Source organism: Glycomyces sp. NPDC050141 (assembly GCF_055586545.1).
Window position 1 is genome coordinate 42,591 of sequence record NZ_JBVJHZ010000030.1, and the last position, 26,973, is coordinate 69,563.

General features: G+C 69.6%; 15 protein-coding genes. 11 read left to right on the forward strand and 4 right to left on the reverse strand.

Annotated elements, in window-relative coordinates; translation table 11 throughout:
• The first annotated feature begins 113 nt into the window (after positions 1-113).
• Complete coding sequence (ileS, locus tag ACZ60M_RS17890) at positions 114-3,257, forward strand: isoleucine--tRNA ligase (RefSeq protein ID WP_465419393.1); 3,144 nt, start codon at positions 114-116, stop codon at positions 3,255-3,257.
• A gap of 46 nt (positions 3,258-3,303) precedes the next feature.
• Here the strand turns inward: ileS and ACZ60M_RS17895 are convergent, their stop codons facing one another.
• The 4 genes from ACZ60M_RS17895 to ACZ60M_RS17910 form a co-directional block, all read right to left on the reverse strand.
• Positions 3,304-6,378, reverse strand: a complete 3,075-nt coding sequence (locus tag ACZ60M_RS17895; RefSeq protein ID WP_465419394.1) for a UvrD-helicase domain-containing protein — start codon at positions 6,376-6,378, stop codon at positions 3,304-3,306.
• A complete protein-coding gene (locus ACZ60M_RS17900) occupies positions 6,371-9,460 on the reverse strand; it encodes a PD-(D/E)XK nuclease family protein (RefSeq protein WP_465419396.1) in 3,090 nt (1,029 codons plus the stop codon). Before ACZ60M_RS17900 ends, ACZ60M_RS17895 begins: the two co-directional genes overlap by 8 nt.
• 143 nt (positions 9,461-9,603) lie before the next feature.
• On the reverse strand, positions 9,604-11,229 hold the full coding sequence (locus ACZ60M_RS17905) for an ABC transporter permease (protein ID WP_465419398.1): 1,626 nt from the start codon (positions 11,227-11,229) through the stop codon (positions 9,604-9,606).
• Positions 11,226-12,146, reverse strand: coding sequence for an ABC transporter ATP-binding protein (locus tag ACZ60M_RS17910; RefSeq protein ID WP_465419400.1), 921 nt, complete (start codon positions 12,144-12,146; stop codon positions 11,226-11,228). Before ACZ60M_RS17910 ends, ACZ60M_RS17905 begins: the two co-directional genes overlap by 4 nt.
• A 95-nt stretch (positions 12,147-12,241) precedes the next feature.
• On the opposite strand from ACZ60M_RS17910, the gene ACZ60M_RS17915 reads away from it, so the two are divergent.
• From ACZ60M_RS17915 to ACZ60M_RS17960, 10 genes are all read left to right on the forward strand, one after another.
• Complete coding sequence (locus ACZ60M_RS17915; protein WP_465419402.1) at positions 12,242-12,760, forward strand: GbsR/MarR family transcriptional regulator; 519 nt, start codon at positions 12,242-12,244, stop codon at positions 12,758-12,760.
• Positions 12,761-12,832: 72 nt separating this feature from the next.
• On the forward strand, positions 12,833-13,120 hold the full coding sequence (gene secE / locus ACZ60M_RS17920) for a preprotein translocase subunit SecE (protein ID WP_465419404.1): 288 nt from the start codon (positions 12,833-12,835) through the stop codon (positions 13,118-13,120).
• Between the two features lie 273 nt (positions 13,121-13,393).
• Positions 13,394-14,122 (forward strand): transcription termination/antitermination protein NusG, encoded by a 729-nt coding sequence (gene nusG, locus ACZ60M_RS17925; RefSeq protein ID WP_465419406.1) that lies wholly within the window; start codon positions 13,394-13,396, stop codon positions 14,120-14,122.
• A 145-nt stretch (positions 14,123-14,267) separates the two neighbouring features.
• On the forward strand, positions 14,268-14,699 hold the full coding sequence (rplK, locus tag ACZ60M_RS17930; RefSeq protein WP_112138175.1) for a 50S ribosomal protein L11: 432 nt from the start codon (positions 14,268-14,270) through the stop codon (positions 14,697-14,699).
• An 83-nt stretch (positions 14,700-14,782) separates the two neighbouring features.
• Entirely contained in the window at positions 14,783-15,478 is a 696-nt protein-coding gene (gene rplA, locus ACZ60M_RS17935) for a 50S ribosomal protein L1 (protein ID WP_465419408.1), read from the forward strand.
• A gap of 273 nt (positions 15,479-15,751) precedes the next feature.
• Positions 15,752-16,288, forward strand: coding sequence for a 50S ribosomal protein L10 (rplJ, locus tag ACZ60M_RS17940; RefSeq protein WP_465419409.1), 537 nt, complete (start codon positions 15,752-15,754; stop codon positions 16,286-16,288).
• Between the two features lie 37 nt (positions 16,289-16,325).
• Complete coding sequence (gene rplL, locus ACZ60M_RS17945; RefSeq protein ID WP_465419411.1) at positions 16,326-16,709, forward strand: 50S ribosomal protein L7/L12; 384 nt, start codon at positions 16,326-16,328, stop codon at positions 16,707-16,709.
• A gap of 201 nt (positions 16,710-16,910) precedes the next feature.
• Positions 16,911-18,191, forward strand: coding sequence for a hypothetical protein (locus ACZ60M_RS17950; protein ID WP_465419412.1), 1,281 nt, complete (start codon positions 16,911-16,913; stop codon positions 18,189-18,191).
• 1,145 nt (positions 18,192-19,336) lie between these two features.
• A complete protein-coding gene (gene rpoB / locus ACZ60M_RS17955; protein ID WP_465419414.1) occupies positions 19,337-22,768 on the forward strand; it encodes a DNA-directed RNA polymerase subunit beta in 3,432 nt (1,143 codons plus the stop codon).
• Positions 22,769-22,885: 117 nt separating this feature from the next.
• Positions 22,886-26,776, forward strand: a complete 3,891-nt coding sequence (locus ACZ60M_RS17960) for a DNA-directed RNA polymerase subunit beta' (protein ID WP_465419416.1) — start codon at positions 22,886-22,888, stop codon at positions 26,774-26,776.
• Positions 26,777-26,973: the final 197 nt, after the last annotated feature.

Genomic DNA, 26,973 nt, shown 5'->3' on the forward strand with positions numbered 1-26,973 from the left:
TTCACCAGAAGCAGGGTCGCCAAGCGAGGTGGTACCGCGGGCAGGCCCCCAAAGCCGCAGCTCGTCCTCGCACACCGAAGAGTCCGCAAGGTGTGTGAGGAGACACGGGTCCCATGGCCTATCCACTAGACGACCCCGCACGGGGCGTCCCCGCGAGCCCGAACCTGCCGGAGGTCGAGCGCCGCGTGCTCGACTTCTGGACCAAGGACGACACCTTCGCCGCCTCCATCGAAGCCCGCGACGCGGGCGCGAACGGCGCGAACGAGTTCGTCTTCTACGACGGCCCCCCCTTCGCCAACGGCCTGCCCCACTACGGGCACCTCCTCACCGGCTACGTCAAGGACATCGTCCCGCGCTACCAGACGATGCGCGGCAAGCGCGTCGAGCGCCGCTTCGGCTGGGACACCCACGGCATGCCCGCCGAGGTCACCACCGAGAAAGAGCTCGGCCTCAAGTCGAAGGCCGACATCGAGGCGTACGGCGTCGACCGGTTCAACGCCGCCGCCAAGGCCTCCGTCCTCCAGTTCACCGGCGAATGGGTCGACTACGTCACCCGCCAGGCCCGCTGGGTCGACTTCGAGAACGACTACAAGACCCTCGACCTCTCCTACATGGAGAGCGTCATGTGGGCCTTCAAGACCCTCTACGACAAGGGCCTCATCTACGAGGGCTACCGGGTCCTCTGGTACTGCTGGCGCTGCGAGACGCCGCTGGCCGCCACCGAGACGAAGATGGACGACACCTACCGGGACCGCCAGGACCCGGCCGTCACCGTCGGCCTCGACGTCACCACCGAGGGCCCGCTCAAGGGCGTGAAGCTCCTCGTGTGGACCACCACGCCGTGGACCCTCCCGTCGAACCTCGCCGCCGCCGTCCACCCGAACGTCGACTACGCCGTCGTCGAATCCGAGGGCTCCCGCTACCTGCTCGCCGAGGCCCGCCTCGCCGCGTACGCCCGCGAACTCGGCGAGGACCCCGAGGTCCTCGCCCGGTACCGGGGCGCTGATCTCGTCGGCCTGCGCTACAACCCGCCGTTCGACTTCTTCACCGGCCGCGAGAACGCCCACCAGGTCCTCACCGCCGACTACGTGACCACCGACGACGGCACCGGCGTCGTCCACATCGCCCCCGCCTTCGGTGAAGAGGACAAGCTCGTCACCGACGCCGCCGGGATCGAACCGGTCGTCCCCGTCGACGACTCCGGCAAGTTCACCGAGGAAGTGCCCCCCTACGCGGGCGTCCACGTCTTCGAGGCCAACAAGCTCATCATCAAGGACCTCAAGGACACCCAGCGGCTCCTGCGCCACGACACGTACAACCACAACTACCCGCACTGCTGGCGCTGCGGCTCCCCGCTGATCCAGCGCGCCCTGTCCGCGTGGTTCGTCGCCGTCACCACCTTCCGCGACCGCATGGTCGAACTCAACGGGGACATCGACTGGACCCCCGGCCACATCCAGGACGGCCAGTTCGGGAAGTGGCTCGCCAACGCCCGCGACTGGAACATCTCCCGCAACCGCTACTGGGGCGCCCCGATCCCCGTGTGGGTCTCCGACGACCCCGCCTACCCGCGCGTCGACGTCTACGGCTCGCTGGCCGACCTCGAACGCGACTTCGGCGTGCCGGTCACCGACCTCCACCGGCCCGGCATCGACAACCTCGTGCGGCCCAACCCGGACGACCCCACGGGCACGTCCGTCATGCGCCGCGTCCCCGAAGTCCTCGACTGCTGGTTCGAGTCCGGCTCCATGCCGTTCGCGCAGGTCCACTACCCGTTCGAGAACGCCGACTGGTTCGAGCACCACTACCCGGGCGACTTCATCGTCGAGTACACCGCGCAGACCCGCGGCTGGTTCTACACGCTCCACGTCCTCGCCACCGCCCTGTTCGACCGGCCCGCGTTCCGCACCGCCGTCGTCCACGGCACCCTGCTGGGCGAGGACGGGCAGAAGATGTCCAAGTCGCTCAACAACTACCCGGACGTGCGCGAGTCCTTCGAGTCCTACGGGTCCGACGCGGTCCGCTGGTTCCTCATGTCCTCGCCCGTGCTGCGCGGCGGCGACATGCCGGTGACCGAGAACGGGTTCCGCGACGCCGTCCGCCAGGTCGTCCTCCCACTGTGGAACGTGTGGTATTTCTACACGCTCTACGCCGGCGCCGCCGGGTACGAGGCGACCCCGGAGCAGGCGCGGGCGACCGCGCTGGCGAGCGAGCACCGGCTCGACAAGTACCTGCTGGCGAAGACGCGCGAGCTGGTCGAGTCGACGACGGCGATGATGGACGCCTACGACCTCGCGGGCGCGACCGCCGCGTTCCGCTCCTACCTCGAGAGCCTCACGAACTGGTACGTGCGCCGCTCGCGCGACCGGTTCTGGGAGGGCGACGAGGACGGGTTCGCGACGCTCGCGACCGCGCTGAAGACCGCGTGCGAGGTGGCCGCGCCGCTGCTGCCGCTGATCACCGAGGACATCTGGCGGGGCCTCACCGGCGGCCGCTCGGTGCACCTCGCCGACTGGCCGGACGCCGCCGACCTGCCCGCCGACCACGCCCTGGTCGAGGCGATGGACGCCGTGCGCGAGATCGCCTCGGTCGGCCTGTTCATGCGCAAGGCCCGCAAGCTCCGGGTGCGCCTGCCGCTGGCGAAGCTCACCGTCGCGACCGGGCACGCCGAGCGGCTCGCGCCGTTCGCGGACCTGCTCAGGGACGAGCTGAACGTCAAGGCCGTCGAGTTCGACTCCGACGTGAGCGCCTACTCCAAGTCCGACCTGAAGCTGGTCCCGCGCGTGCTCGGGCCCCGGCTCGGCAAGGACGTGCAGCGGGTCATCAAGGCCGTCAAGACCGGGGACTGGTCCGTCGCCGACGGCACGGTCACCGCGGGCGGCGTCGTCCTGGAGGACGGCGAGTTCGAGCTGACGATGGTCGCCGTCGACGCCGAGCACACCGAGGCCCTGCCGAACGACGCGGGCGTCATCGTCCTCGACACGGAGGTCACCCCCGAGCTCGCCGCCGAGGGCCTGGCCCGCGACGTCGTCCGGGTGATCCAGCAGGCCCGCAAGGACGCCGGGCTCGACGTCACCGACCGCGTCGCAGTGACCCTGGACGCCGCCGACGAGGTCAAGGCCGCGCTCGAGGTCCACGGCGACTTCGTCAAGGGCGAGACCCTGGCCCTGCGGCTCGACTTCGCCGACCTCCCCGACACCGCCACCAGCGGCGAAGCCGGAGAGACCACCGTGAAGGCCGCAGTCGCCAAGCAGTAGGCACCGCAACAAGAAGGGCCCGGACGCGAAAGCGTCCGGGCCCCTTTCACTCTTCGGGCCACCAGGTGTGGTCGGCGGCTATGTAGTGGAAGGCCGTGCGGATCCGGGATTCGTCGATGTTCTGGAGGCGGGCCCAGGCCTTCCGGTAGACCTTGAGCTGAAGGGCCGCGTGGCGGGCGGCCTCGCCCTGCGGGGGGCGGCCGGTCTTCCAGTCGACGATGTCGTAGCCGCCGCCTTCACTATGAAAGATCGCGTCGATGCGGCCCCGGACCACCGTGCCCTCGTAGTCGACGACGAACGGGACCTCTTGCGCCGCGATGCGGCGCGTCGCCCAGGCCGAGTTGCGGAATGAGGCTTTGAGGCGGTCGAGGTCGGCGTCGGGGCCGACCGGGTCGGCCGCGCCGGGGAGGTCGGCCGGGTCGAAGAGGGTGCCGCCGCCGAAGAACTCCTCGACCCAGGCGTGGAACTCCGTGCCGCGCTGGGTCGCCGGGCGCGGCGCCACGGGCATCGGGCGGCGCCGCTCTGCGGCGAATCGTTCCTCGTCCTCGCGCATCGCCATGAGCTGGGAGGTCGACAGGCGTTTCGGGCGGGGGATTCGGACGATGCCGGATTCGCGTTCGGCTCTTTCGGCGAGGAGGAGTTCGGCTTCCTCCTGCCAGGCCCGCGCCTGCGGGCCTTCAGGGGTGTCGTCGGGGACGGTGAGCACGAGGTCGGCCGCGTCCGCGAACGCCTCCTGGCGCGAACCCAAGGGCGCCTTGCTCGGCCACTCGACCGTGCGGGCGTCCTCCTCGAGCGGGTTCGACGGGCCCGAATCGGCCCACACCGTCGCCTCCGCGCCCGCCGCGACCGCCTCGTTCAAGTACGGGGCGGGCGTGCGCGGCTGGCGGCGCTCGGCCTCCCACCAGTACCCGCTCGCGAGCAGGGCCTGCCGCGCGCGGGTCAGCGCGACATAGGCGAGGCGCCGCTCCTCCTCGAGGCGGGCCTCCTCGTCGTCGCGTTTGAAGTCCTCAACGGCCCCTTTGACTTCCGCGGGGACCGTGGCGTCGTCCAGGTACAGGACCGGCAGGTTCTCGGCGTCGCCGCGCAGCGGGTACGGCAGCCGCGCCGCGTCGCTCACCCACGTCTGGTCGCCCTTCACCTTCCCCGGCAGGATGCCCTCGCACAGGCCCGGCACCGCCACCACGTCCCACTCCAGGCCCTTCGCCGCATGCACCGTGAGCAGCTGCACCACCCCGCCCGCCGGGGACGCGCCCTCCACCGTGAGCCCGCGCTCGCGCTCCGCCGCGGTCTCCAGATAGGACAGGAACCCGGGGATGCTCGCCCCGCTCGTGTCGTTCTCGTACGCCGCAGCGATATCGATGAACTCGTCGAGGTTCGACAGGTCCCCGTGGTGCAGCATCACCTCGACGTCGAGCCCCGAATGGCTGATCACATCACCCACCACGTCAGGCAGGCTCTGCCCCAGGCGGCTGCGAATCCACCCGAGCTCCTGGTGCAGCTGCGCGAACCGCAGATACCCCAGCGCCGAGAACCGCTCGGCCGGGCCCGGGTCGGCCAGCGCGTCCGCCAGGGACGCCTCGGCTTCGCGTCCCGCGTCGGGTTCGAACCCGCGCGTGTCAGGCGCGAGCTCGCGGGCGCGCGCCCAGAGCCCTGCGATGTCGCGGGGCCCGATGCGCCACCGGTTCCCGGCGAGGAGCCGCATGAGCGAGGGCCCGTCGGTGGGGTCGGCGGCGGCCCGGAGCATCGCGACCGCTTCGGCCACTTCGGGATGGAACAGGAGCCCGAGCGAGCCGACCACTTCGACGGGCAGCCCGGCGGCGGTCAGGGCCCGGTGCAGGGCCGGGATCTGGCGGCGTTTGCGTACGAGGACGGCGGCCTCGACGGGTTTCGCGTCGTCGCCGTGCTCGGCGCGCCGGTGGTCCGTGATCGAGTCGCGGATGACGGCGAGGTTCGCGGCGAGCCAGTCGGCTTCGTCGGTGACGGTGAGGTGCATGGCGGCGCGGACCAGGCCGGGGCCGTCGACGCCCGCTTCGAGCGGCCGGATGTCGCCCGCGCGCAGCGGTTCGGAGACGCGGTTGGCGACGGCGAGGATCTCGGCCCGGTTCCGCCACGATTTGGTGAGTTCCACGCGGTCGGCGGGGAGCCCTGCGGGCGTGGGGAAGTCGGTGGGGAAGCGCATGAGCGTCCCGGCGGAGGCGCCGCGCCAGGAGTAGATCGACTGGTTCGGGTCGCCGACGGCGGTGACGGGGTGGCCGCCGCCGAAGAGGTCGCGCAGGAGCGACACCTGCGAGTAGGAGGTGTCCTGGTATTCGTCGAGGAGGACGACGCGCCAGCGTTCGCGTTCGGTCTTGATGATCTCGGGTGCGCCCGCCACGAGTTGCGCGGCGAGCGAGAGCTGGTCGGCGAAGTCCATGACGCCGAGTTCCCGCTTGCGCCGGTCCCAGGATTCGACGAGCGGCAAGAGCTGCTCCCGTTTGAGCCGCAGCGACATGAGCGCCCGGAACTGGTCGTTGGAGCGGCTGCCTTGGCGTTCGGCGAGGTGTTCGGCGAGGGCGCGGTCGAACGCGCGCAGGTCGTCGCCGTCCTTCAGGTGCTCGGCGAGCTGCCCGGCGAGCTGCAGGACCTGCTCGGTGACCTTGTCGACGCCGACGTCGAACTCGCTCATCGGGCCGTCCCACGCGCACACGAGGTCGCGCGCGATCTGCCACCGGCCGGTGTCGGTGATGACGCGCGTGCCCGGTTCGATGCCGATGCGCAGGCCGTGTTCGGCGACGAGGCTCCCGGCGTAGGCGTTGTACGTGGAGACGGTGGGTTCGCCGTGGAGGTCGGCGAGTTCGGGGATCGACTCGGTGAGGCGCCGCAGTTTGTCGCGGACGCGTGCGGCGAGTTCGGCGGCGGCTTTGCGGGTGAAGGTGAGGCCGAGGATGTGCTCGGGGCGGGCGACCCGGTTGGCGATGAGCCACACGACCCGGTCGGCCATGGTGGTGGTCTTGCCCGATCCGGCGCCGGCGACGACGAGCATCGGGTCGAGCCCGGCTTCGATCACTTGCGCCTGTTCCTCGGTGGGGGAGGGGGTGCCGAGCCGGTTGGCGAGCCCGACCGCGTTGTAGGCCCTATTCATCGGTCACCTGCCGTCCTTCGTCGGCGATCGGGCAGCACCGTTTGACCGAGCACGTCTCGCATTTGCTGGTGTTGCGGGCCTCGAACACCGATCCGGCCATGCGGATCGCGGTGTCCCCGGCGAGTTCGCGCGCCCAGTCGGGGTTCTCGTGCTCGCCGAGCGGCCCCTGCTGGCGCGCGACGGCCGTGGCGCCCTTCGCGTTCGGGTACACGAGTTCGGCCCCGCCGGGCTCCGCACCTTCCTCGAACGCGCCTTCGCTGATGGCGAGCTGGTAGATCCCCAGCTGCGGGTTGGTCTGCGCGTCGGCTTTGGAGACGGCGCTCTTGCCGGTCTTGAGGTCGACGACGTAGAGGCGGCCGTCCCCGTCGCGTTCGAGCCGGTCGATCTGGCCGGACATGACGACCTCGACGCCGGGCGGCCCGATCTCGAGTTTGAGCCGGAAGGAGCGTTCGGCGCCGATGAGTTCCCTCCTGTTGGCGCTGAGCCATTTCGCGAACCGCTCGACGGCGCCGGAGACGCGCTGGCGCTGCTGTTCGGCGTGCCAGGGCGCTTCGAACGGGAGCCGGTCGAAGTGCTCGCCCACGACCTGCTCCATCACCGTCTTCGGGTCGGCGTTGGGGTCGACGGTGACGGCTTCGGCGGCGGCGTGGAGGAGGGTGCCGAGGTGGAGGGGGAGGAGGTCGCCGGAGTCGCCGCCGTGGGCTTCGAGGACCCACCGCAGCCCGCACTGCTGGGTCTTCTCCACTTGGGACGGTGAGATGCGGATGGTCTCCCCGGCCAGCGCCAGCGCGCGCTCGTCGGAGATCTCGGCGAGGCCCCACCATTTCGCGGGGTCGGCGCCGGGCACGCCTGCGTCGGTGAGCCTGCGCAGGGCGGCGGCGGCCGCGTCGCGTTCGGCGTGGCCGGAGTCGACGACGGCTTCGCGGAGCCGCGCGGTGAGCGCGGCGAGGCTCAGCGGCCGCCCCCGGCGCGGCGCGGTGACGGGTTCGACGCCGAGTTCGGCGCTGAACCGGCTCGGCTGGGCCTCTTCGGAGTCGACGGCGGTGACGAGGAGCCGCAGGCGGGCGCGGGTGCACGCGTTGTAGAACAGGCGGCGCTCCTCGTCGAGGAGCTGCGCGACCTGGTCGACGTCGGCGCGGCCGTCGATCACGTCGACGAGCGCTTCGGCGCCCAGGAGCGAGCCGCGCGGGCGCAGGTTCGGCCACGCGCCCTCTTGCGCGCCCGCGACGACCACGAACTCCCAGCGGCGCCCGTGCGCGGCGTGCGCGGTCGCGAGGGTCACCGCGTCGCCCAGTTCGGCACGCGCCGAGAGGAAGTCGCCGGGCAGCTGCTGGTGCAGGACGTGCTCGCAGAACACTTCGACGCCCGCGCCGGGCTGCTTGCGCTCGTAGTCGGCGGCGAGGTCGAACAGGGCGATCACGGCGTCGAGTTCGGCGTCGGCGCGCTGCGCCCGCCGGTCGGCCGAGAGGGCGCGGCGCCGCAGCCGCTCGCTCATCGCCGAGGCCTCCCACACGGCCCACAGCGTGCCGCTGAGGCCGGTGCCTTCCCTGGCTGCCGCGAAAAGCGTCCCGAGCCGCCGCGCCGGTTCGGCCCAGTCCTCTTCGGGCAGGGCCGCAGTGCGTTCGGGGTCGCGGAGGGTCTCGACGAGGAGGTCCGAGCCGGGGGAGAAGTTGTCGGCCGCGACGGCGATCCGCCGCAGCTCCTGGCGCAGCCGCCGCTCCTCGAACGGGTCCGCGCCGCCGTACGCCGAGTGCAGCAGCCCGGCCGCGTTCGTCTCGTCGAGGCGTTCGCGCCCGCGCCCGACGAGGACGAGGTGCAGGAGGTTGCGCACGGTGGGGTGCGCCGGGAGCGGCACGTCGTCGGCGGCCTGCCTGGTCGGGACGCCCGCGTGCTGCATGGCCCGGCGCAGGTGCGGGATCGCCGACGCCGATTTGACGACGACCGCCATGTCCCCGTAGGGGATGCCGTCGAGCAGGTGCGCGCGGCGCGCGACGTCAGCGACGTACACGGCTTCGCGCGTGGGCGAGGGCAGGTAGACGACGTCGACGCGGCCCTGCTCCTCGGAGCCGGTGCCGCGCCTGCGGTCGCGGTCGTGGCCGCGCAGCCGCCGCGACAGGGTGGTGGTGGCCGCGAGCGGTGCGAGCGCCGTGTCGTGCGTGTCGTCGAGCTGCACCGTCGGCGCCTCGGCCCCGCCCGGGCCGGTGAACCGGAACGGGAAGTCGCGCACCGATTCGGGGTCGCCGCCCTGGTAGCCGAACACGGCCGCGTCCGGGGTCCCGGCGGCGACGAGGTTCGCGCCGTCCCCGGCGAGCAGTTCGAGCAGCCGCAGGTGCGCGGGGGTCGCGTCCTGCAGGTCGTCGACGAACACCCAAGCGGGCCTGGGGAACAGCGACGGGTCGCGGCGCAGTGCCGCGGCGGCGGCGCGCACGATCTCGGCCGAGTCGTACAGCGCGCTCGACATGGACTGCAGCGCGAGCGTCGTGACGTACCGGTCGTAGAAGCGGGCGGCCGCGACCCACTCGGGCCGGTCGTGCTCGCCGCCGAGCCGCGCCAGCTCGGGCGCGGACAGGCCGCGCTCGCCGCAGCGGAGCACGAGGTCGCGCAGCTGCTGCGCGAACGCGTACGTGCGCACCGCCTCGTCGAACCCGGCGGGCCACGCGAAGTCCTCGCCTTCGAGCATCGAGCGGATGAGCGCGTCCGCTTCGGGGCCGGTGAGCAGGCGCGGCTCGTCCCGGCCCGCCGCCACCGCTGAGGCGCGCAGCAGCGCGAACGCGAACGCGGGGAACGTGAACACGCCGATCTCGGCCGCCGAGTACGGCGCGGTCGCGGCGTTGAGCCGCGACCGGAGCTGCGCCGTGTCCTGGCGCCGGAGCCCGAACACGAGGATCGAGGCCGGGTCGGCCCCCTCGGCGACCTTCGCCCCGGCGGCGCGGATGATCGCCTCGGTCTTGCCCGTCTGCGGCCCGCCGCGCACCAGGAGCGGACCGGAGGCGTGAGCGACCGCGACCTGCTGCGCCGCATCGAGCTCGAAGGCGAGATCGGCGGCGGGCGGATCGGTCAGCTCGTAGCGGAGGTCCAACACGCACCCAATGGAACCACGCCGCACCGACAATCCCGGCGACCATCCGGTGAAATCGGACTCCCCGTCTTTATTCGGAGCCGCGGACGCCGCTGCCGGCCCCGAGTCCGGGACCGGCAGCAGCGCCTTCTGGTTTCCGTTGTGGTCTAACTGAACTGCAGGTCCCGGCGCTTCGCCCCGGCGTAGCCGAGGGCCGCGAGACCGGCCGCGACGACCACCAGGACGATCAGCGGCAGCCACTCGATGTCCTCGGCCGGGTAGGACGCGACGTGCGCGAACGGCGAGACGTCCTGCAGCCACCCCGGCATGTCGAGCAGGCCGCCGAAGTACACGACGATGAGCGCCCACACCCACATGAGCCAGCGCAGCCAGCCCGCGCGCGGCAGCCACGTGAACGCCGCGAACGCGAACGCCGTGAGCGTCCACACGGCCGGGAGCTGGATCGCGGTGCCGAGCATGATCTTCCCGAACAGGTCGCCGTCCCCGGCCGCGCCGACGCCGGCCAGGCCGAGCCCGGCGACGATATTCGTGAGCGTCGCCGTGGCGAGCGCGACGGGCAGGTAGGAGCCGGGCCAGCCGCTGCGCGGCACCGGCGAGGCGGCGATGAGCTCGCCGCGGCCCTGCACCTCTTCCTTGCGGCCGCGGCCGATCACGAGCAGCCCGAACAGGGCCGCGATGATCGCGTTGATCGCGATGAACGTGGCCGCGAAGCCGTACGCGAGCACGTCGCCGCCGCGGTCGAGGATCGCCTGCTGCGCGTCGGAGAGGCCTTCGGCGAACTCGTCGGAGCTGCCGAGCACCGACCCGTAGGCCGCGCCGAGCAGCAGCGTCGTCGCCACGCCCGTCCAGATCAGGCCCCGCGTCAGCCGCAGCGTCAGGGCCCCGGCGCTGTTCAGGCCCGGTTTGGCGACGGGCCTCCCGGCGCGGGCCGCGACCATGCCCTGCCCGAAGTCGCGGTGGGCGACCAGCGTGAACGCCAGCCACACCGCGAGGGCCGCGACCGCGAAGGACACCAGCAAGGGCCACCAGCGCTGTTCGGGCGTGTACACGAACGTCAGCTGCGACCAGCCGATCGGCGAGAGCCAGCCCGCCGCGTTCTCCTGGGCGGCGCCGACGCCCGCGAGGAGGACCGACCAGCCGAGCACGGCGAGACCGTACCCGGTGGCGGCCGACCCCGATTCGCTGATCTGCGCGGCCACGGCCGTGAGGCACGCGAAGACCACGCCGATCGCGGTGTGCGCGAGCCCGTACAGGACCGCGCCGGAGCCGCCTTCGACCGGCAGGACCGCGAGTGCGATGAGCGCGCCGAGGACCACGGCGGCGCCGCAGCTGAGCAGGAGCGCGGCCGCGAGGTCGGCGCGGCGCCCGATGGGGTTGGAGCGGAACACCTCCGAGCGGGAGGTCTCCTCGTCGGCGCGGGTGAGCCGCACGACGAGCAGCACGAACATGACGGCGGTCATCGCCCCGGTCCACAGCAGCATCCGGTGGGCGAACAGCGCCCCCATGCTGTCGGCGTAGGCGTTGACGTACTCGACCGGGCCGGACATCGACCGCATGGCCGGGGTGTTCATGGTCGCGGCGAACGCGGCCCGCTCGCTCGCGGACTGGTACTGGTCGGTGATGGCCGGGGTCGTCAGCCACGTGCCCCCGGCGAGCCCGGCGGTCCAGGCGGTGAGGTAGACGCGGGTGCGGCGGGCCTGGAACCGCAGGAGCTTGCCGGTCCCGGCGAGCGTGCCCAGGCCGTCCTCGATCTCCGCTGCCGCGGTGGTCATGCCCCGTTCCCTTCCTGGACGCCCTTCGCGGCGAGCTCGTCGCCGTAGAAGCGCATGAAGATCTGCTCCAGCGACGGCGGCTCGCAGGTCAGGCCCGCGACGCCGACGGCGGCCAGCTGGGTGAGCACGCCGTCGAGGGCGGCGGCGTCGACCGAGCAGTCGATGTCGAGCCCGTCGACTTTGAGGTCGTGCACGCCGTCGTGGTCCTCCAGGCCCCGCACGGGGTTCTTGAGGGTGGCGCGCAGGCGCGAGCGCGAGAAGTGCCGCATCTCGGCGAGGGTGCCGGTCTCGACGATGACGCCCTTGCGGATGATGCTCACCCGCTGGCACAGCGCCTCGACCTCGCTCATGATGTGGCTGGAGAGGAGCACGGTGCGGCCCTGCGCCGAGGCCTCCTTGACGCATTCGTTGAAGACCGCGCCCATGAGCGGGTCGAGCCCGGAGGTGGGCTCGTCGAGCAGGAGCAGGTCGACGTCGGCGGCGAACGCGGCGACGAGCGCGACCTTCTGCCGGTTGCCCTTGGAGTAGGAGCGGCCCTTCTTGCGCGGGTCGAGGTCGAAGCGCTCCAGCAGCTCGTCGCGCTTGCCCTTGTCGATGCCGCCCCGCAGGCGACCGAGCAGGTCGATGGTCTCGCCGCCGGAGAGGCCGGGCCAGAGGGCGACGTCGCCGGGGACGTAGGCGAGGCGCTTGTGGAGCTCGGCCGCGTCCTTCCAGGGGTCGGCGCCGAACAGTTCGGCGCGGCCCTCGTCGGAGCGGAGCATCCCGAGGAGGACGCGGATGGTGGTCGACTTCCCGGCGCCGTTGGGGCCGAGGAAGCCGTGGGTCTCCCCTTGGGCCACTTCGAGGTTCAGGCGGTCGAGGGCGGTCACGTGGCCGAAGCGCTTGACCAGTCCCTCAGTGCGGATCACTGCGTTCATGCCCTCAAGCTAACATAGATTTCATGAATTCATGAAAGTTATGGCGTGTCAAGATAACATCAAGAAACCGTACGGTCAGGCGTCGAAGGGGAACGATGGAAGAGCACACCGCGGAGCGCAGGGCCCTGCTGGAGTACGTGGAGCAGTTCGCCGCGATCCTGATCGAGAGCGGGCTCCAGCGCATGTCCGCGCGGGTCTTCTCCTACGTCCTGGTCGACGACGCCGACACCTACACCGCCGCCGAGATCGGCGAGGGCCTCGGTGTCAGCCTCGCCGCCGTCTCCGGGGCCGTGCGGGAGCTGACCACGGCCGGGATGCTCTTCAAGACCCGCCGCGCCTCCACCCGCGCCGACGTCTACCGGCTCAAGGACGACGACCTGTGGGGCTCGATCATGCTCGACCGCACACCGATCATCCAGCGCTACCGCGAGATCGCGCTCCTCGGCATGTCGAGACTGCCCGCCGGTCCCGGCCGCGACCGCCTCATCCAGACGGCCGCGTTCATGGAGTTCATCGACCACGAGATGGGCGCCATGCGGGAGCGCTGGAACACGCGCCGCGACGAACTCATCGCCACCTACGTGGAGCGCCAGCGAACCACGCCGCCGCGATAGTGACGAGTCATACCGCTCCGGTATGCTGCTTGCCTGACCGCCCCGATCAGACGAACCCTGGAGGAAGCCGACGTGGCCGACGACACCAGCAGCTCCGACGCGGACGCGACCGCTGAAAAGGGTCGTCCCACTCGCAAGCAGGGCGAGAAGACCGCTGAGCGCAACGTCTTCAAGAAGCTGGGCCGCTTCCTCAAAGAGGTCGTCGAGCAGCTGCGCAAGGTCGTCTACCCGACCCGCCGCCAGCTCATCACCTACTCCGTCGTGGTCCTCGTCTTCGTCGGCATCATGATGGCCTACATCGGCGGCCTCGACCTCCTCTTCGGCGACCTCGTCCGCCGGGCCTTCGGCGCCGACTCCTAAGACCCCCCTCGGGCTTCCGTCCGGTCCGCCCCGCCCTTCGCGGCCGCGGGCGGATTGCGTGACCTGCGCCGGTTCGCCGGTGCCTGAGGCACGCCGCCGTCCGGAGCGGCTACCCTAGTGGGTATGACGCGCGCCGGTTCCGCCGGCGCGCGACTTCACAGACGGGCCCCGCCGCATCCGAGAAACCGGTGCGGGCGAGCGCGCACCGTCGGAGAAATGACCAGTCGCAGTACCTCGCCCTTCGGCGAGGTCGAGCCGGAATGAGAGTTGAGCGTGTCTGAGTTCGACGAGGCCCTGAAGAACGAGGTCGCGGCCCAGGCTGCCGCGGCGCAGGTCGCGGACGTCGACGCGGAGCCCGAGATCGACGAGGACGCCGTACCCGGCGAGCCCGAGGTCGACCCGGCGGAGGCGCTGCGCGCCAAGCTGCGCTTCGCGCCCGGCGAGTGGTACGTGCTGCACTCCTACGCGGGCTTCGAGAACCGGGTGCGCTCCAACCTGGAGAACCGTATCCAGTCCTTCGACATGGAGGACTTCATCTACCAGATCGAGGTCCCCACCCACACCGAGGTGGAGATCAAGAACGGCAAGCGCTCCAAGGTCGAGGCCAAGGTCTTCCCCAGCTACGTGCTCGTCCGCATGGAGATGACCCCCGAGTCCTACTCCGTCGTGCGCAACACGCCCGGCGTGACCGGCTTCGTCGGCGTGGTCGACCGCACCGACCGGCCCAGCCCGCTCCCGCTCGACGAGGTCATCCAGTGGCTGCTCCCGCCCGAGCAGAAGCCCAAGGACGAGGCCCAGGCCGAGTCCGCCGGCGGCGACCTCGACATCAAGGTCGACTTCACCGAGGGCGAGTCCGTCACCGTCGTCGACGGCGCGTTCGCGTCCATGCCGGCCACCATCGCCGAGATCAACGCCGAGCAGCAGAAGCTCAAGGTGCTCGTGTCGATCTTCGGCCGCGAGACCCCGGTCGAGCTCAACTTCAACCAGGTCTCGAAGCTGTAGCACGAGCTACAGCTCACATACCTCTCTTCAGGGGCGCCGCCGGTCGGCGGGTACCCTGGAGAGGTTGCGCACCTGCTCAGGCACGTGTGTACATGTAAGGCAGGGCCGCGTGCCCTGCAAAGCCCAGGATCAAGAGAAGGACACGATGGCTCCCAACAAGAAGGCCGTTGTGACGTTCAAGCTGGAGCTCGCGGGTGGCCAGGCCACCCCGGCCCCGCCGGTGGGTCCCGCCCTCGGCCAGCACGGCGTCAACATCATGGAGTTCTGCAAGGCCTACAACGCGGCCACCGAATCCCAGCGCGGCGAAGTCCTCCCCGCTGAGATCACGGTGTACGAGGACCGTTCGTTCACGTTCGTCCTCAAGACCCCGCCGGCCGCGAAGCTCCTGCTCAAGGCCGCCGGTGTCGCGAAGGGCTCTGGCGAGCCCCACCGCGTCAAGGTCGGCAAGGTGACCTCGGCCCAGGTGCGCGAGATCGCGGAGAAGAAGCTCCCCGACCTCAACGCCAACGACCTCGACGCCGCGTCGCTCATCGTCGCGGGCACCGCCCGCTCCATGGGCATCACCGTCGAAGGCTAAGACCGGTCGCCGTCGGCTCAGCCGACACCAACCCAGTGGAAGGGCGCGCGCCCGCCCTCACCACGACATCCGAAGGATGGAACATGAAGCGCAGCAAGAAGTACACCGACCTCGCCAAGAAGGTCGACCGCACGCAGCTCTACTCGCCCGCCGAGGCGACCGGGCTCGCCAAGGAGACCTCGCCGACCAAGTTCGACGCCACCGTTGAAGTGTCCCTTCGACTCGGTGTCGACCCGCGTCAGGCCGACCAGCTCGTCCGCGGCACCGTCTCCCTGCCCCACGGCACGGGCAAGACCGTCCGCGTCGTCGTCTTCGCCGAGGGTGACAAGGCCGAGGCCGCCGTCGCCGCCGGCGCCGACGAGGTCGGCTCCGACGAGCTCGTCAAGCGGATCTCCGAAGGCTGGCTCGACTTCGACGCCGCCGTCGCCACGCCCGACCAGATGGCCAAGATCGGCCGGATCGCGCGCATCCTGGGCCCGCGCGGTCTCATGCCGAACCCGAAGACGGGCACCGTCACTCCCGACGTCGCCAAGGCCGTCACGGAGATCAAGGCCGGCAAGATCTCGTTCCGTGTGGACAAGCACGCGAACCTGAACCTGCCGATCGGCAAGGCCAGCTTCTCCGCCGAGCAGCTCGCCGAGAACTACAACGCCGCCCTCGAAGAGGTGCAGCGCCTGAAGCCCGCGAGCTCCAAGGGCGTGTACCTCAAGAAGGCGACGATCTCCACCACCATGGGCCCGGGCATCCCGGTCGACCCGCAGGCGGTCAAGATCAAGTAGTGCACCGCAAGGTGTGATGTAGCCCCGGCGCAGGCGACTGCGCTGGGGCTTCTGCTATATGCCCTGCTACGCTGGAATCCAACAACCCAAAGACCGTTCGGTCACCGCCTTGCGCGGTTGTAAACCACCCGGGACCGACGTAGGGCGACTATTCGAAGCGACCATGGTGCGGGCCCCCGGGCCCGAAGGTCCCAGTGATGAGGCGTCCGCGAGGGCGCCTTTTTTGTCGCCTCCGCACGGTTTTGGATTGACCAGCCGAGAGAGGAGGGAAATATGGCTGACAGGGAATACCCGGCGGGTAAGACGACCGCCATCGCCGAACTCGCCGACGAGTTCTCCAGCGCGACCGCCACGGTGCTCACCGAGTACCGCGGCCTCTCCGTTGCAGAGCTCCGCGAGCTCCGGCGTTCCCTCGGCGAGGGGACGCAGTACCGCGTCGCCAAGAACACCCTCGCCAAGCGCGCTGCCAACCAGGTCGGTGTCACCGGCCTGGACGAGCTGTTCGTCGGCCCCACCGCGATCACCTTTATCAAGGGTGACCCGGTCGAGGCCGCAAAGGGACTCCGCGCGTTCGCGAAGTCGCACGATGCCTTGATCATCAAGGGCGGGTACATGGAGGGCAAAGCCCTCTCCGTCGATGAGATCAACAAGCTCGCCGACCTCGAGTCCCGCGAGGTGCTGCTGGCCAAGCTGGCCGGCGCGCTGAAGGCCACCGCGCAGAAGACCGCCTCCGTGCTCGCCGCCCCCGCAGGGCAGGTTGCACGACTTGGCGCGGCGCTGCAGGACAAGAAGGCGGCCGCCGGGGAGTAACCCCAGCAGGCCCAAGACTTTAAAGAAAGGAACCACCATGGCTAAGCTTTCCACCGAAGACCTTCTCGAGCAGTTCGAGGGCATGACCCTCCTCGAGGTCTCCGAGTTCGTCAAGGCGTTCGAGGAGAAGTTCGACGTCACCGCCGCCGCCCCCGTCGCCGTGGCCGCTGCCGGCCCCGCCGCCGGTGGCGCTGAGGCCGCTGTCGAGAAGGACACCTTCGACGTCGTCCTCGAGTCCGCGGGCGAGTCCAAGATCAAGGTCATCAAGGAAGTTCGCGGCCTGACCGGCCTCGGCCTCAAGGAAGCCAAGGAGCTCGTCGAGAGCGCCCCCAAGGCCGTCCTCGAGGGCGCGAAGAAGGACGACGCGGAGAAGGCCAAGGAGGCCCTCGAGGGCGCCGGCGCCACCGTCACCCTCAAGTAATCGCGTACGCCGCATTACTGCATAAGGGGCCTCCCAGCCCTTGTACTGCAGACCGGGTCCGCACCGCCTCACGGCGGCGCGGACCCGGTCTTTTCCTTTACTGGAAAGAATTCTCAGAAGAATCCGCGCCGCGAGCAACGAAACCGAAGCACCGCCACGTCTTTGCGAGTAGACACACCCACGCACTCAAGGAGATGGACGATGTCCGCAAGGAGATGGGCGGCCGGGCTCGGCGGAGCGACTGTGCTCGCGCTGACCGCCGGCTGCGGGATGCTCGGTATCGGCGGCGGAGGCGACGACGGCAAGTCCGACGAGGAGCGCCTCGTCGAGATGCTCAACGAGAGCAACCGCATCGATGCCGAGCTGGCGGCCGCCGAGAACCGCATCGTCCAGAACTGCCTGGAGGCCGCGGGGCACACGGTCCACGAACCCTGGACCATGCAGGCCTACGAGCCCGAGAACCAGGAGTCGCTGACCTACGGCTACTCGCACGAGGAGTTCCTGCTCCCCGCCGAGGAGGCCGCCGAATGGGGCTTCGGCCAGTGGTCGAACTCCATGGAGGGCTCCGAGGACCCCGCGAGCGAGGACTACTACGCCGCGCAGGAGGAGAAGTGGTCCGAAGAGGAAGAGAACTGGGAAGAGCCCGACACCACCGAGTGGGACGCCCTCACCCCTGAGGAGCAGTACGACTGGTACGTCGCCTACCAGGGCGAGGAGTACGCCGAGTACAGCTGGGGCTCGCGCGAGGACTACATCGGCTCCGCTGAAGAGGAAGCGGAGATGGAGGGCCTCAGCGAAGAGGAGCTCATGGCCCTCGAGGAAGAGGCCGCCGCCGAAGAAGAGGGCGAGATCGTCGTCGAGGAAGAGGAGAACTGGGAGGAGCCCAAGCCGGGCGGCTGCCAGCTCGAGATGATCGAGGCCCTCTACGGCGAGCCCAAGATGGTCGAGGAGACCTACGAGGAAGAGGGCTCCACCGAGACCTACACCTACTGGGAGTACCGCCCCCGCAACCCCGCCTACGGCGACAGCGAGGAGAGCATGTGGGAGGACATCGAGGCCGACTACACCGCCGCGATGTCGGACCTGCAGATGGACTACATCGACTGCATCGCCGGCCGCGGTTACGAGGGCTGGGAGTTCACCGAGTACAACAGCCTGCCGATCTGGGAGTTCTTCGGGACGCTCTACTACCAGAACTCCAGCGAGGAAGAGCAGGAGATGATGATGGGCGACACCGACGTCGAGGTGCCGCCGATCCCCGAGGCCGCCGGCTCCACGTACGAGGAGTGGAAGGCCTACGAGATCCAGACGGCCGTCGACTTCGCCGAGTGCGGCGAGGAGACCGGCTACGCGAAGGCCTCTGAGAAGGCCTACGACGACGCCCACATCAAGGCCTACACCGCCATCGAGCAGGACGTGTACGGCTGGCAGGACGAGATGCGCGACATCATCGCCAAGGCGCAGGAGCAGCTCGACAAGTAACAGACCACCTCTCTATCGGGGAAGAAGGCCCGGGCCGCGCAGATGGGGCGCAGCCCGGGCCGCCCTGTATCCCCATGCCCCGCAACGGGAACCGGTCGTCCTTTGGTTCCCCGCTCCTGCTTCGCGCCACGGCGGCGGCGCGGACGGCGGTGCGCAGCGGGCGAACCCCGGGGCCGGGCCTGAAGCCGCGTCACCTTTCCGGCGCGGGCTCGTTGAACATGATGAGGCGGCGGCCCGTTCACGGGCCCGCCGCCGCAGGTGCGAGGCCGGGACGCCGCATTGCGGCCGGTAGCCGGGCGCGCGAGCGCTCCGGCTCCGGCGGCAGGCGACGCAAAGGCGTCCCGGACCCCGCACCCATAGGGCATGCCCCTTCCCACCCGCATCCACCTCCGACCACCGGTGTAAATACGACGACTCTCCCACAGGGGTCCGACACTCCCTCGGATGCGAGGTTCGCTCGCTCGCCCGGCGCGACACGCCCGGGCCCCGAAACTTGTGCGTCCCTTTCAGAACGCCCTCCCGGGAGGCCGCCGCGACCCGTCCGCGCCCCCGCTGCGCTGGGGTTCGCCCGCCCGCCGCGACCGCGCGGAGCACCGGTTCACGCGCTGAGGCCGAAGGGGCGCATCCGGGCGAATTAGACGCCTGACTTGACGAACTGTGACTTGATCCTGCAAACTAGTTCCTCAAGCGCCACTACGTGGCGCGCGCAACGTCCGCCCCCACCGGGCCGCCCCCGGCACCGCGGACGAAGCGCATAGGAAGTACAGAAGAAGCGCAGACGGCCGCCGCGGGGCGGCCCGCAGGACGACCCGGTGAGCGAACCGGAACACGGAGCGATGTACGGAAGGAACTTCGGCAGCGGGAGAGATTGTCGTCACCCCTTACCCCACCACCCGGTGGGGAAGTTGACACTTGCCGGAGCGTACATTAAGCTATTAATTTGCGCTGCCTCCTTCACGCCTTCTTGACGCGGTGAGGGTCGTGGACGGTGGGGATTCCAGGCAATCGACCGACGATGGACGCCATATCTGGCATGTCCGCGCGGTCTGTGCCCGTCTCCGGCTGTCCTCGTCGATCCCGCATCGGTGCGGAGACTGCGGCATGCGCCGGCCGTCGTAACAATCAGGTCCTCGGAAGGACGAATCTTGGCAGCTTCCCGCACTGGCAAGACCAGCTCCAGCAAGAGCAAGCACGCACCTCGCCGTATCTCGTTCGGCAGGATCGAAGAGAAACTCGAAGTCCCGAACCTTCTGGCGCTCCAGACCGACTCGTTCGACTGGCTCGTCGGCAACGAGGCGTACCGCGCCCGCGTGGGCGAAGACGCGGTGAGCGGCCTCGACGAGATCCTCGAGGAGATCAGCCCGATCGAGGACTTCTCGGGCACCATGAGCCTGTCCTTCTCCAATCCTCGCTTCGACGAGGTCAAGGCCCCCATCGAGGAGTGCCGCGAGAAGGACCTCACCTACTGCGCCCCGCTGTTCGTCACGGCGGAGTTCATCAACCACACCACCGGCGAGATCAAGAGCCAGACGGTCTTCATGGGCGACTTCCCCATGATGACCCCGAAGGGCACCTTCATCATCAACGGCACCGAGCGCGTGGTCGTCTCGCAGCTCGTCCGTTCGCCCGGCGTGTACTTCGACAAGCAGCCCGACAAGACCTCGGACCGCGACCTGACCGCCGCCAAGGTCATTCCGGGCCGCGGCGCCTGGCTCGAGTTCGACATCGACAAGCGCGAGACCGTCGGCGTGCGCGTCGACCGCAAGCGCCGCCAGGCCGTCACCGTGCTCCTGAAGGCCATCGGCTGGGACAACGACCGCATCCGCGAGCGCTTCGGCTGGTCCGAGCTCATGATGACGACCTTGGAAAAGGACACCATCAACTCGCAGGACGAGGCGCTGCTCGACATCTACCGCAAGCTCCGCCCGGGCGAGCCGCCGACGAAGGACAACGCGCAGTCGCTGCTGGAGAACCTGTTCTTCAACAAGAAGCGCTACGACCTCGCGAAGGTCGGCCGCTACAAGGTCAACAAGAAGTTCGGCCTCGACTCGCCGATCTCCACCGGCGTGCTCACCGAGGACGACCTGGCCGCGACGATCGAGTTCATGCTGCGCCTGCACTCGGCCGAGCCGGGTTACGGCCCCGACGACATCGACCACTTCGGCAACCGCCGCCTGCGCACCGTCGGCGAGCTCATCCAGAACCAGATCCGGGTGGGCCTCTCCCGCATGGAGCGCGTCGTGCGCGAGCGCATGACGACCCAGGACGTCGAGGCGATCACGCCGCAGACCCTGATCAACATCCGCCCCGTGGTGGCCGCGATCAAGGAGTTCTTCGGTACTTCGCAGCTGTCGCAGTTCATGGACCAGGTCAACCCGATCACGGGTCTGACCCACCGCCGCCGCCTCTCGGCGCTCGGCCCGGGCGGTCTCTCGCGCGACCGCGCCGCCATGGACGTGCGCGACGTGCACCCGTCGCACTACGGCCGCATGTGCCCGATCGAGACGCCTGAAGGCCCGAACATCGGCCTCATCGGCGCCATGTCGACCTTCGCGCGCGTCAACCCGTTCGGCTTCATCGAGACGCCGTACCGGAAGGTCGTCGAGGGCAAGGTCTCCGACGAGATCCAGTACCTGACGGCCGACGAAGAGGACCGCTTCACCATCGCGCAGGCGAACCAGCTGCTGAACGAGGACGGCTCGTTCATCGACGCGCAGGTCCTCGCCCGCGGCCGCGGCGGCGAGGCCGAGCTCCTCACCGCCGACGAGATCGACTTCATGGACGTCTCGCCGCGCCAGATGACCTCGGTCGCGACCGCGCTCGTGCCCTTCCTGGAGCACGACGACGCCAACCGCGCCCTCATGGGCGCGAACATGCAGCGCCAGGCCGTGCCGCTCATCAAGACCGACTCGCCGCTGGTGGGCACCGGCATGGAGTACCGCGCCGCGGTCGACGCCGGTGACGTGGTCGTCGCCGAGGCCGACGGCCTCGTCGAGGACTCCAGCGCCGACTACATCACGATCGCGCAGGACAACGGCATGCGCCGCACCTACCTGCTGCACAAGTTCCGCCGCTCCAACGCGGGCTCGTGCATCAACCAGGTGCCGCTCGTGACCGAGGGCGAGCGCGTCGAGGCCGGGCAGCCGATCGCCGACGGTCCGTCCACGGACAAGGGCGAGATGGCCCTGGGCAAGAACCTGCTCGTCGCGTTCACCACCTGGGAGGGCCAGAACTTCGAGGACGCCATCGTGCTCTCCTCGCGCCTGGTCGAAGAGGACGTGCTCACCTCGATCCACATCGACGAGCACGAAGTCGACGCCCGCGACACCAAGCTGGGCCCGGAAGAGATCACCCGCGACATCCCGAACGTCGGCGAGGAGATGCTCTCCGACCTCGACGACCGCGGCATCATCCGCATCGGTGCCGAGGTCGAGGACGGCGACATCCTCGTCGGCAAGGTCACGCCCAAGGGCGAGACCGAGCTGACCCCGGAGGAGCGCCTGCTGCGCGCGATCTTCGGCGAGAAGGCCCGCGAGGTCCGCGACACGTCCCTGAAGGTCCCGCACGGCGAGGCCGGCACGGTCATCGGCGTCCGCACCTTCTCGCGCGAGGACGGCGACGAGCTGTCCCCGGGCGTCAACGAGATGGTCCGCGTCTACATCGCCCAGAAGCGCAAGATCGGCGTCGGCGACAAGCTCGCCGGCCGCCACGGCAACAAGGGCGTCATCTCCAAGGTCGTGCCGCAGGAGGACATGCCGTTCCTCCCCGACGGCACGCCGGTCGACATCCTGCTCAACCCGCTGGGTGTGCCGGGCCGTATGAACATCGGCCAGGTACTCGAGGTCCACTTGGGCTGGGCGGCGAAGACGGGCTGGAAGCTCGAGGGCTTCGACGAGGCCTGGCAGCAGGCCCTCAAGGCCATCGGCGCCGACGAGGCCCCGGCGAACTCCAAGGTCGGTACGCCCGTGTTCGACGGTGCGCACCCCGAGGAGGTCACCGGTGTCCTGGCGAACACGCTGCCCAACCGCGACGGCCAGCGCATGGTCGCCCCGACGGGCAAGGCGCAGCTGTTCGACGGCCGCTCCGGCGAGCCGTTCCCGGACCCGATCTCGGTCGGCTACATGTACATCCTGAAGCTGAACCACATGGTCGACGACAAGATCCACGCGCGTTCGACCGGTCCGTACTCGATGATCACCCAGCAGCCGCTCGGCGGTAAGGCCCAGTTCGGTGGCCAGCGCTTCGGTGAGATGGAGTGCTGGGCCATGCAGGCCTACGGCGCCGCTTACGCGCTGCAGGAGCTGCTGACGATCAAGTCCGACGACGTGGTGGGCCGCGTGAAGGTCTACGAGGCCATCGTCAAGGGCGAGAACGTGCCCGAGCCGGGCATTCCGGAATCGTTCAAGGTGCTGCTCAAGGAGCTCCAGTCGCTGTGTCTGAACGTGGAGGTGCTGTCCGCCGACGGGCAGGCCATCCAGATGACCGAGAGCGATGACGAGGTCTTCCGCGCGGCCGAGGAGCTGGGGATCGACCTGTCCCACGAAGAGCCCTCGTCCGTGGACTTCGAAAGCGCCTGACGTCGAGTGAGAGCGGCCCACGATGAAGCTTGCGAATCGTAAATTTGCACAGTTTCGGCCGGCCGCTCTCGCCAACGTCTCATCCAATCCTTAAGAACCATCAAGGGGAAGAGTTCAGTGCTCGACGTCAACTTCTTCGACAAGTTGAAGATCGGCCTCGCCACCGCCGAGGACATTCGGCAGTGGTCGCACGGCGAGGTGAAGAAGCCCGAGACCATCAACTACCGCACTCTGAAGCCTGAGAAGGACGGTCTCTTCTGCGAGAAGATCTTCGGTCCGACCCGGGACTGGGAGTGCTACTGCGGCAAGTACAAGCGGATTCGCTTCAAGGGCATCATCTGTGAGCGCTGCGGCGTCGAGGTGACCCGTTCGAAGGTCCGCCGCGAGCGCATGGGCCACATCGAGCTCGCCGCTCCCGTGACGCACATCTGGTACTTCAAGGGCGTTCCCTCGCGCTTGGGCTACCTGCTGGACCTGGCGCCGAAGGACCTGGAGAAGGTCATCTACTTCGCGGCGTACGTGATCACCGCGGTCGACGAGGAGGCCCGCCAGCGGGACGTCCCGACCCTGGAGAACGAGATCGTCGCCGAGAAGCGCCACCTCGAGCAGCAGCGCGACGCTGCGATCGAGGAGCGCGCCTCGAAGCTCGAGGGCGACATGGCCGAGCTGGAGGCCGAGGGCGCCCGCGCCGACGTCCGCCGCAAGGTCAAGGACGGCGGCGAGCGCGAGATGCGCCAGATCCGCGACAAGGCGCAGCGTGAGATCGACCGTCTCGACGAGGTCATGGACACGTTCCGCAAGCTCGAGGTCCGCCAGCTCATCGGCGACGAGATGCTCTACCGCGAGCTGCAGCAGCGCTTCGGCGAGTACTTCACCGGCGGCATGGGCGCGGAGTCCATCAAGAACCTGCTGGAGAACCTGGACCTGGACGCCGAGGCGATCAGCCTGCGCGAGACCATCGCGACCGGCAAGGGCCAGAAGAAGCTGCGTGCGCTCAAGCGCCTGAAGGTCGTGGCCGCGTTCCAGGCCACCGGCAACTCGCCGCTGGGCATGGTCCTCGACTGCGTGCCGGTGATCCCGCCGGAGCTGCGCCCGATGGTGCAGCTCGACGGCGGCCGCTTCGCGACCTCGGACCTGAACGACCTGTACCGCCGCGTCATCAACCGCAACAACCGCCTGAAGCGCCTGATGGACCTCGGTGCGCCCGAGATCATCGTGGCGAACGAGAAGCGGATGCTGCAGGAGTCGGTGGACGCGCTGTTCGACAACGGCCGCCGCGGCCGCCCGGTGACGGGCCCCGGCAACCGTCCGCTCAAGTCGCTGTCCGACATGCTCAAGGGCAAGCAGGGCCGGTTCCGCCAGAACCTGCTCGGCAAGCGCGTCGACTACTCGGGCCGTTCGGTCATCGTGGTCGGCCCGCGCCTGAAGCTGCACCAGTGCGGTCTGCCGAAGCAGATGGCGCTGGAGCTGTTCAAGCCGTTCGTGATGAAGCGCCTGGTGGACCTGAACCACGCGCAGAACATCAAGTCGGCCAAGCGCATGGTCGAGCGCGCGCGCCCGGTCGTGTGGGACGTGCTCGAAGAGGTCATCTCCGAGCACCCGGTCCTGCTGAACCGTGCGCCTACGCTGCACCGCCTCGGCATCCAGGCCTTCGAGCCGCAGCTGGTCGAGGGCAAGGCCATCCAGCTGCACCCGCTGGTGTGCACCGCCTTCAACGCCGACTTCGACGGCGACCAGATGGCCGTGCACGTCCCGCTGAGCGCTGAGGCCCAGGCCGAGGCCCGCATCCTGATGCTGGCGTCGAACAACATCCTCAAGCCCTCGGACGGCAAGCCGGTGGCCCTGCCCACGCAGGACCAGATCATCGGCCTGTACTACCTGACGCACCTTTCCGAAGGCCGCGTCGGCGAGGGCCGGGCGTTCTCGGACGTCGGCGAGGCGCAGATGGCGAAGGACCGCGGCGAGCTGGACCTCCAGGCGCCGATCCGCATCCGTCTGGACGACATCGAGACCATCAACAACGGCAAGGGCGCCGAGCCGTGGACGGCCCCTGAGGGCTGGACCCCGGGCGAGCCGCTGCTGGTCGAGACGACGCTGGGCCGCGTGTTCTTCAACGAGTGCCTGCCGCCGGACTTCGAGTTCGTGAACTACGAGGTCCGCAAGGGCCAGCTCTCGGAGATCATCCACGACCTGTCCGAGCACTACTCGAAGGTGCAGCTGGGCGCTTGCCTGGACGCGCTGAAGTCCGCGGGCTTCCGCTGGGCCGGCTGGTCCGGTGTGACCATCGGTATCGAGGACGTCGTGGAGCCGGCCCACAAGGCCGAGATCCTGGAGAAGTACGAGGCGGACTCCGCCAAGATCGACAAGCAGTACGTCCGCGGTCTGATGACCGCGGAGGAGCGCCGCGGCGAGCTGACGGAGATCTGGACCAAGGCCACGGCCGAGGTGCTGGAGGACCTGAACGAGACGCTGCAGCCGGAGAACCCGCTGTGGCAGATGATCAACTCGGGCGCGCGAGGCAACATGCTGCAGCTGCGGCAGATCGCCGGTATGCGCGGCCTGGTGGCGAACCCGAAGGGCGAGATCATCCCGCGCCCGATCAAGTCCTCGCTGCGCGAGGGCCTGACGGTGCTGGAGTACTTCATCTCCACCCACGGTTCGCGCAAGGGTCTGGCCGACACCGCGCTGCGTACCGCCGACTCGGGTTACCTGACCCGTCGTCTGGTGGACGTGTCGCAGGACGTCATCATCCGCGAGGACGACTGCGGTACCGACCGCGCCCTGGAGTTCCAGGTCGCCGTCGAGATCGACGGGAAGTTCGTCGAGGCCGACACCGTGGACTCCTCGGTGGACGCCCGCAACCTCGCGGAGGACGTCGAGGTCGACGGCAAGGTCATCCTCGAGCGCAACACGCCGCTGAACTCCGACCACATCGCGACGCTGGTCGCCGCGGGCGTCACCACGGTGAAGATCCGCTCGGTGCTCACCTGCGAGTCCCGCCAGGGCGTCTGCGCGGCCTGCTACGGCCGTTCGATGCCGACCGGCGAGAAGGTGGACCTCGGCGAGGCCGTGGGCATCATCGCGGCGCAGTCGATCGGTGAGCCGGGCACGCAGCTGACGATGCGTACCTTCCACACCGGTGGTGCGGCGACCTCGCAGGACATCACGCAGGGTCTGCCGCGTGTCCAGGAGGTCTTCGAGGCGCGCGTCCCCAAGGGCAAGGCGCCGATCGCTGAGGCGAGCGGCATCGTGCGCATCGAGGACGCCGAGAAGAGCCGGAAGATCATCATCACCCCGGACGACGGTTCCGAGGAGATCGTGGTCGAGAAGGTGCCGCGCCGTCTGCGTCTGCGCTTCGGCGACGGCGAGCACGTCGAGGTCGGCGAGAAGCTCGTCGAGGGCACCATCGACCCGCACGAGCTGCTGCGCGTGCTCGGTCCGCGGAAGGTCCAGCGCCACCTGGTGGAGCAGGTCCAGGACGTGTACCGCTCGCAGGGCGTGATGATCCACGACAAGCACATCGAGATCATCGTGCGCCAGATGCTCAAGCGCGTGACGATCATCGACTCGGGGACCCTGGAGTTCCTGCCGGGCTCCCTGGTGGACCGCCTGGAGTTCGAGGAGCAGAACCGCAAGGTGCTGGCCGACGGCGGCGAGCCGGCCTCCGGCCGCCCGCAGCTGATGGGCATCACGAAGGCCTCGCTGGCGACGGAGTCGTGGCTGTCCGCGGCCTCGTTCCAGGAGACCACCCGCGTGCTCACCGAGGCCGCGATCTCCGGCAAGTCCGACTCGCTGGTCGGCCTGAAGGAGAACGTGATCCTGGGCAAGCTGATCCCGGCCGGTACCGGCATCGCCAAGTACCGGAACGTGTCGGTCGAGCCCACCGAGGAAGCCAAGGCCGCGGTCTACTCCCTCGGCGGCTACGAGGACACGACCGCCAGCGCCTTCGCCTACGGCGGCGGCCCGGCGGTCAGCCTCGAGGACTCCTACGACCTGGGTTCCTTCTAAACGAACAACCTGCCGATTCCCGACGGCATGCAAGAAACCGGTGGGGGGGGGGGGGGGGGGGGGGGGGGGGGGGGGGGGGGGGGGGGGGGGGGGGGGGGGGGGGGGGGGGGGGGGGGGGAGGGGGAGGGGGGGGGGGGGGGGGGGGGGGGGAGGGGGGGGGGGGGAGGGGGGGGGGGGGGGGGGGGGTGTGTGTTGGG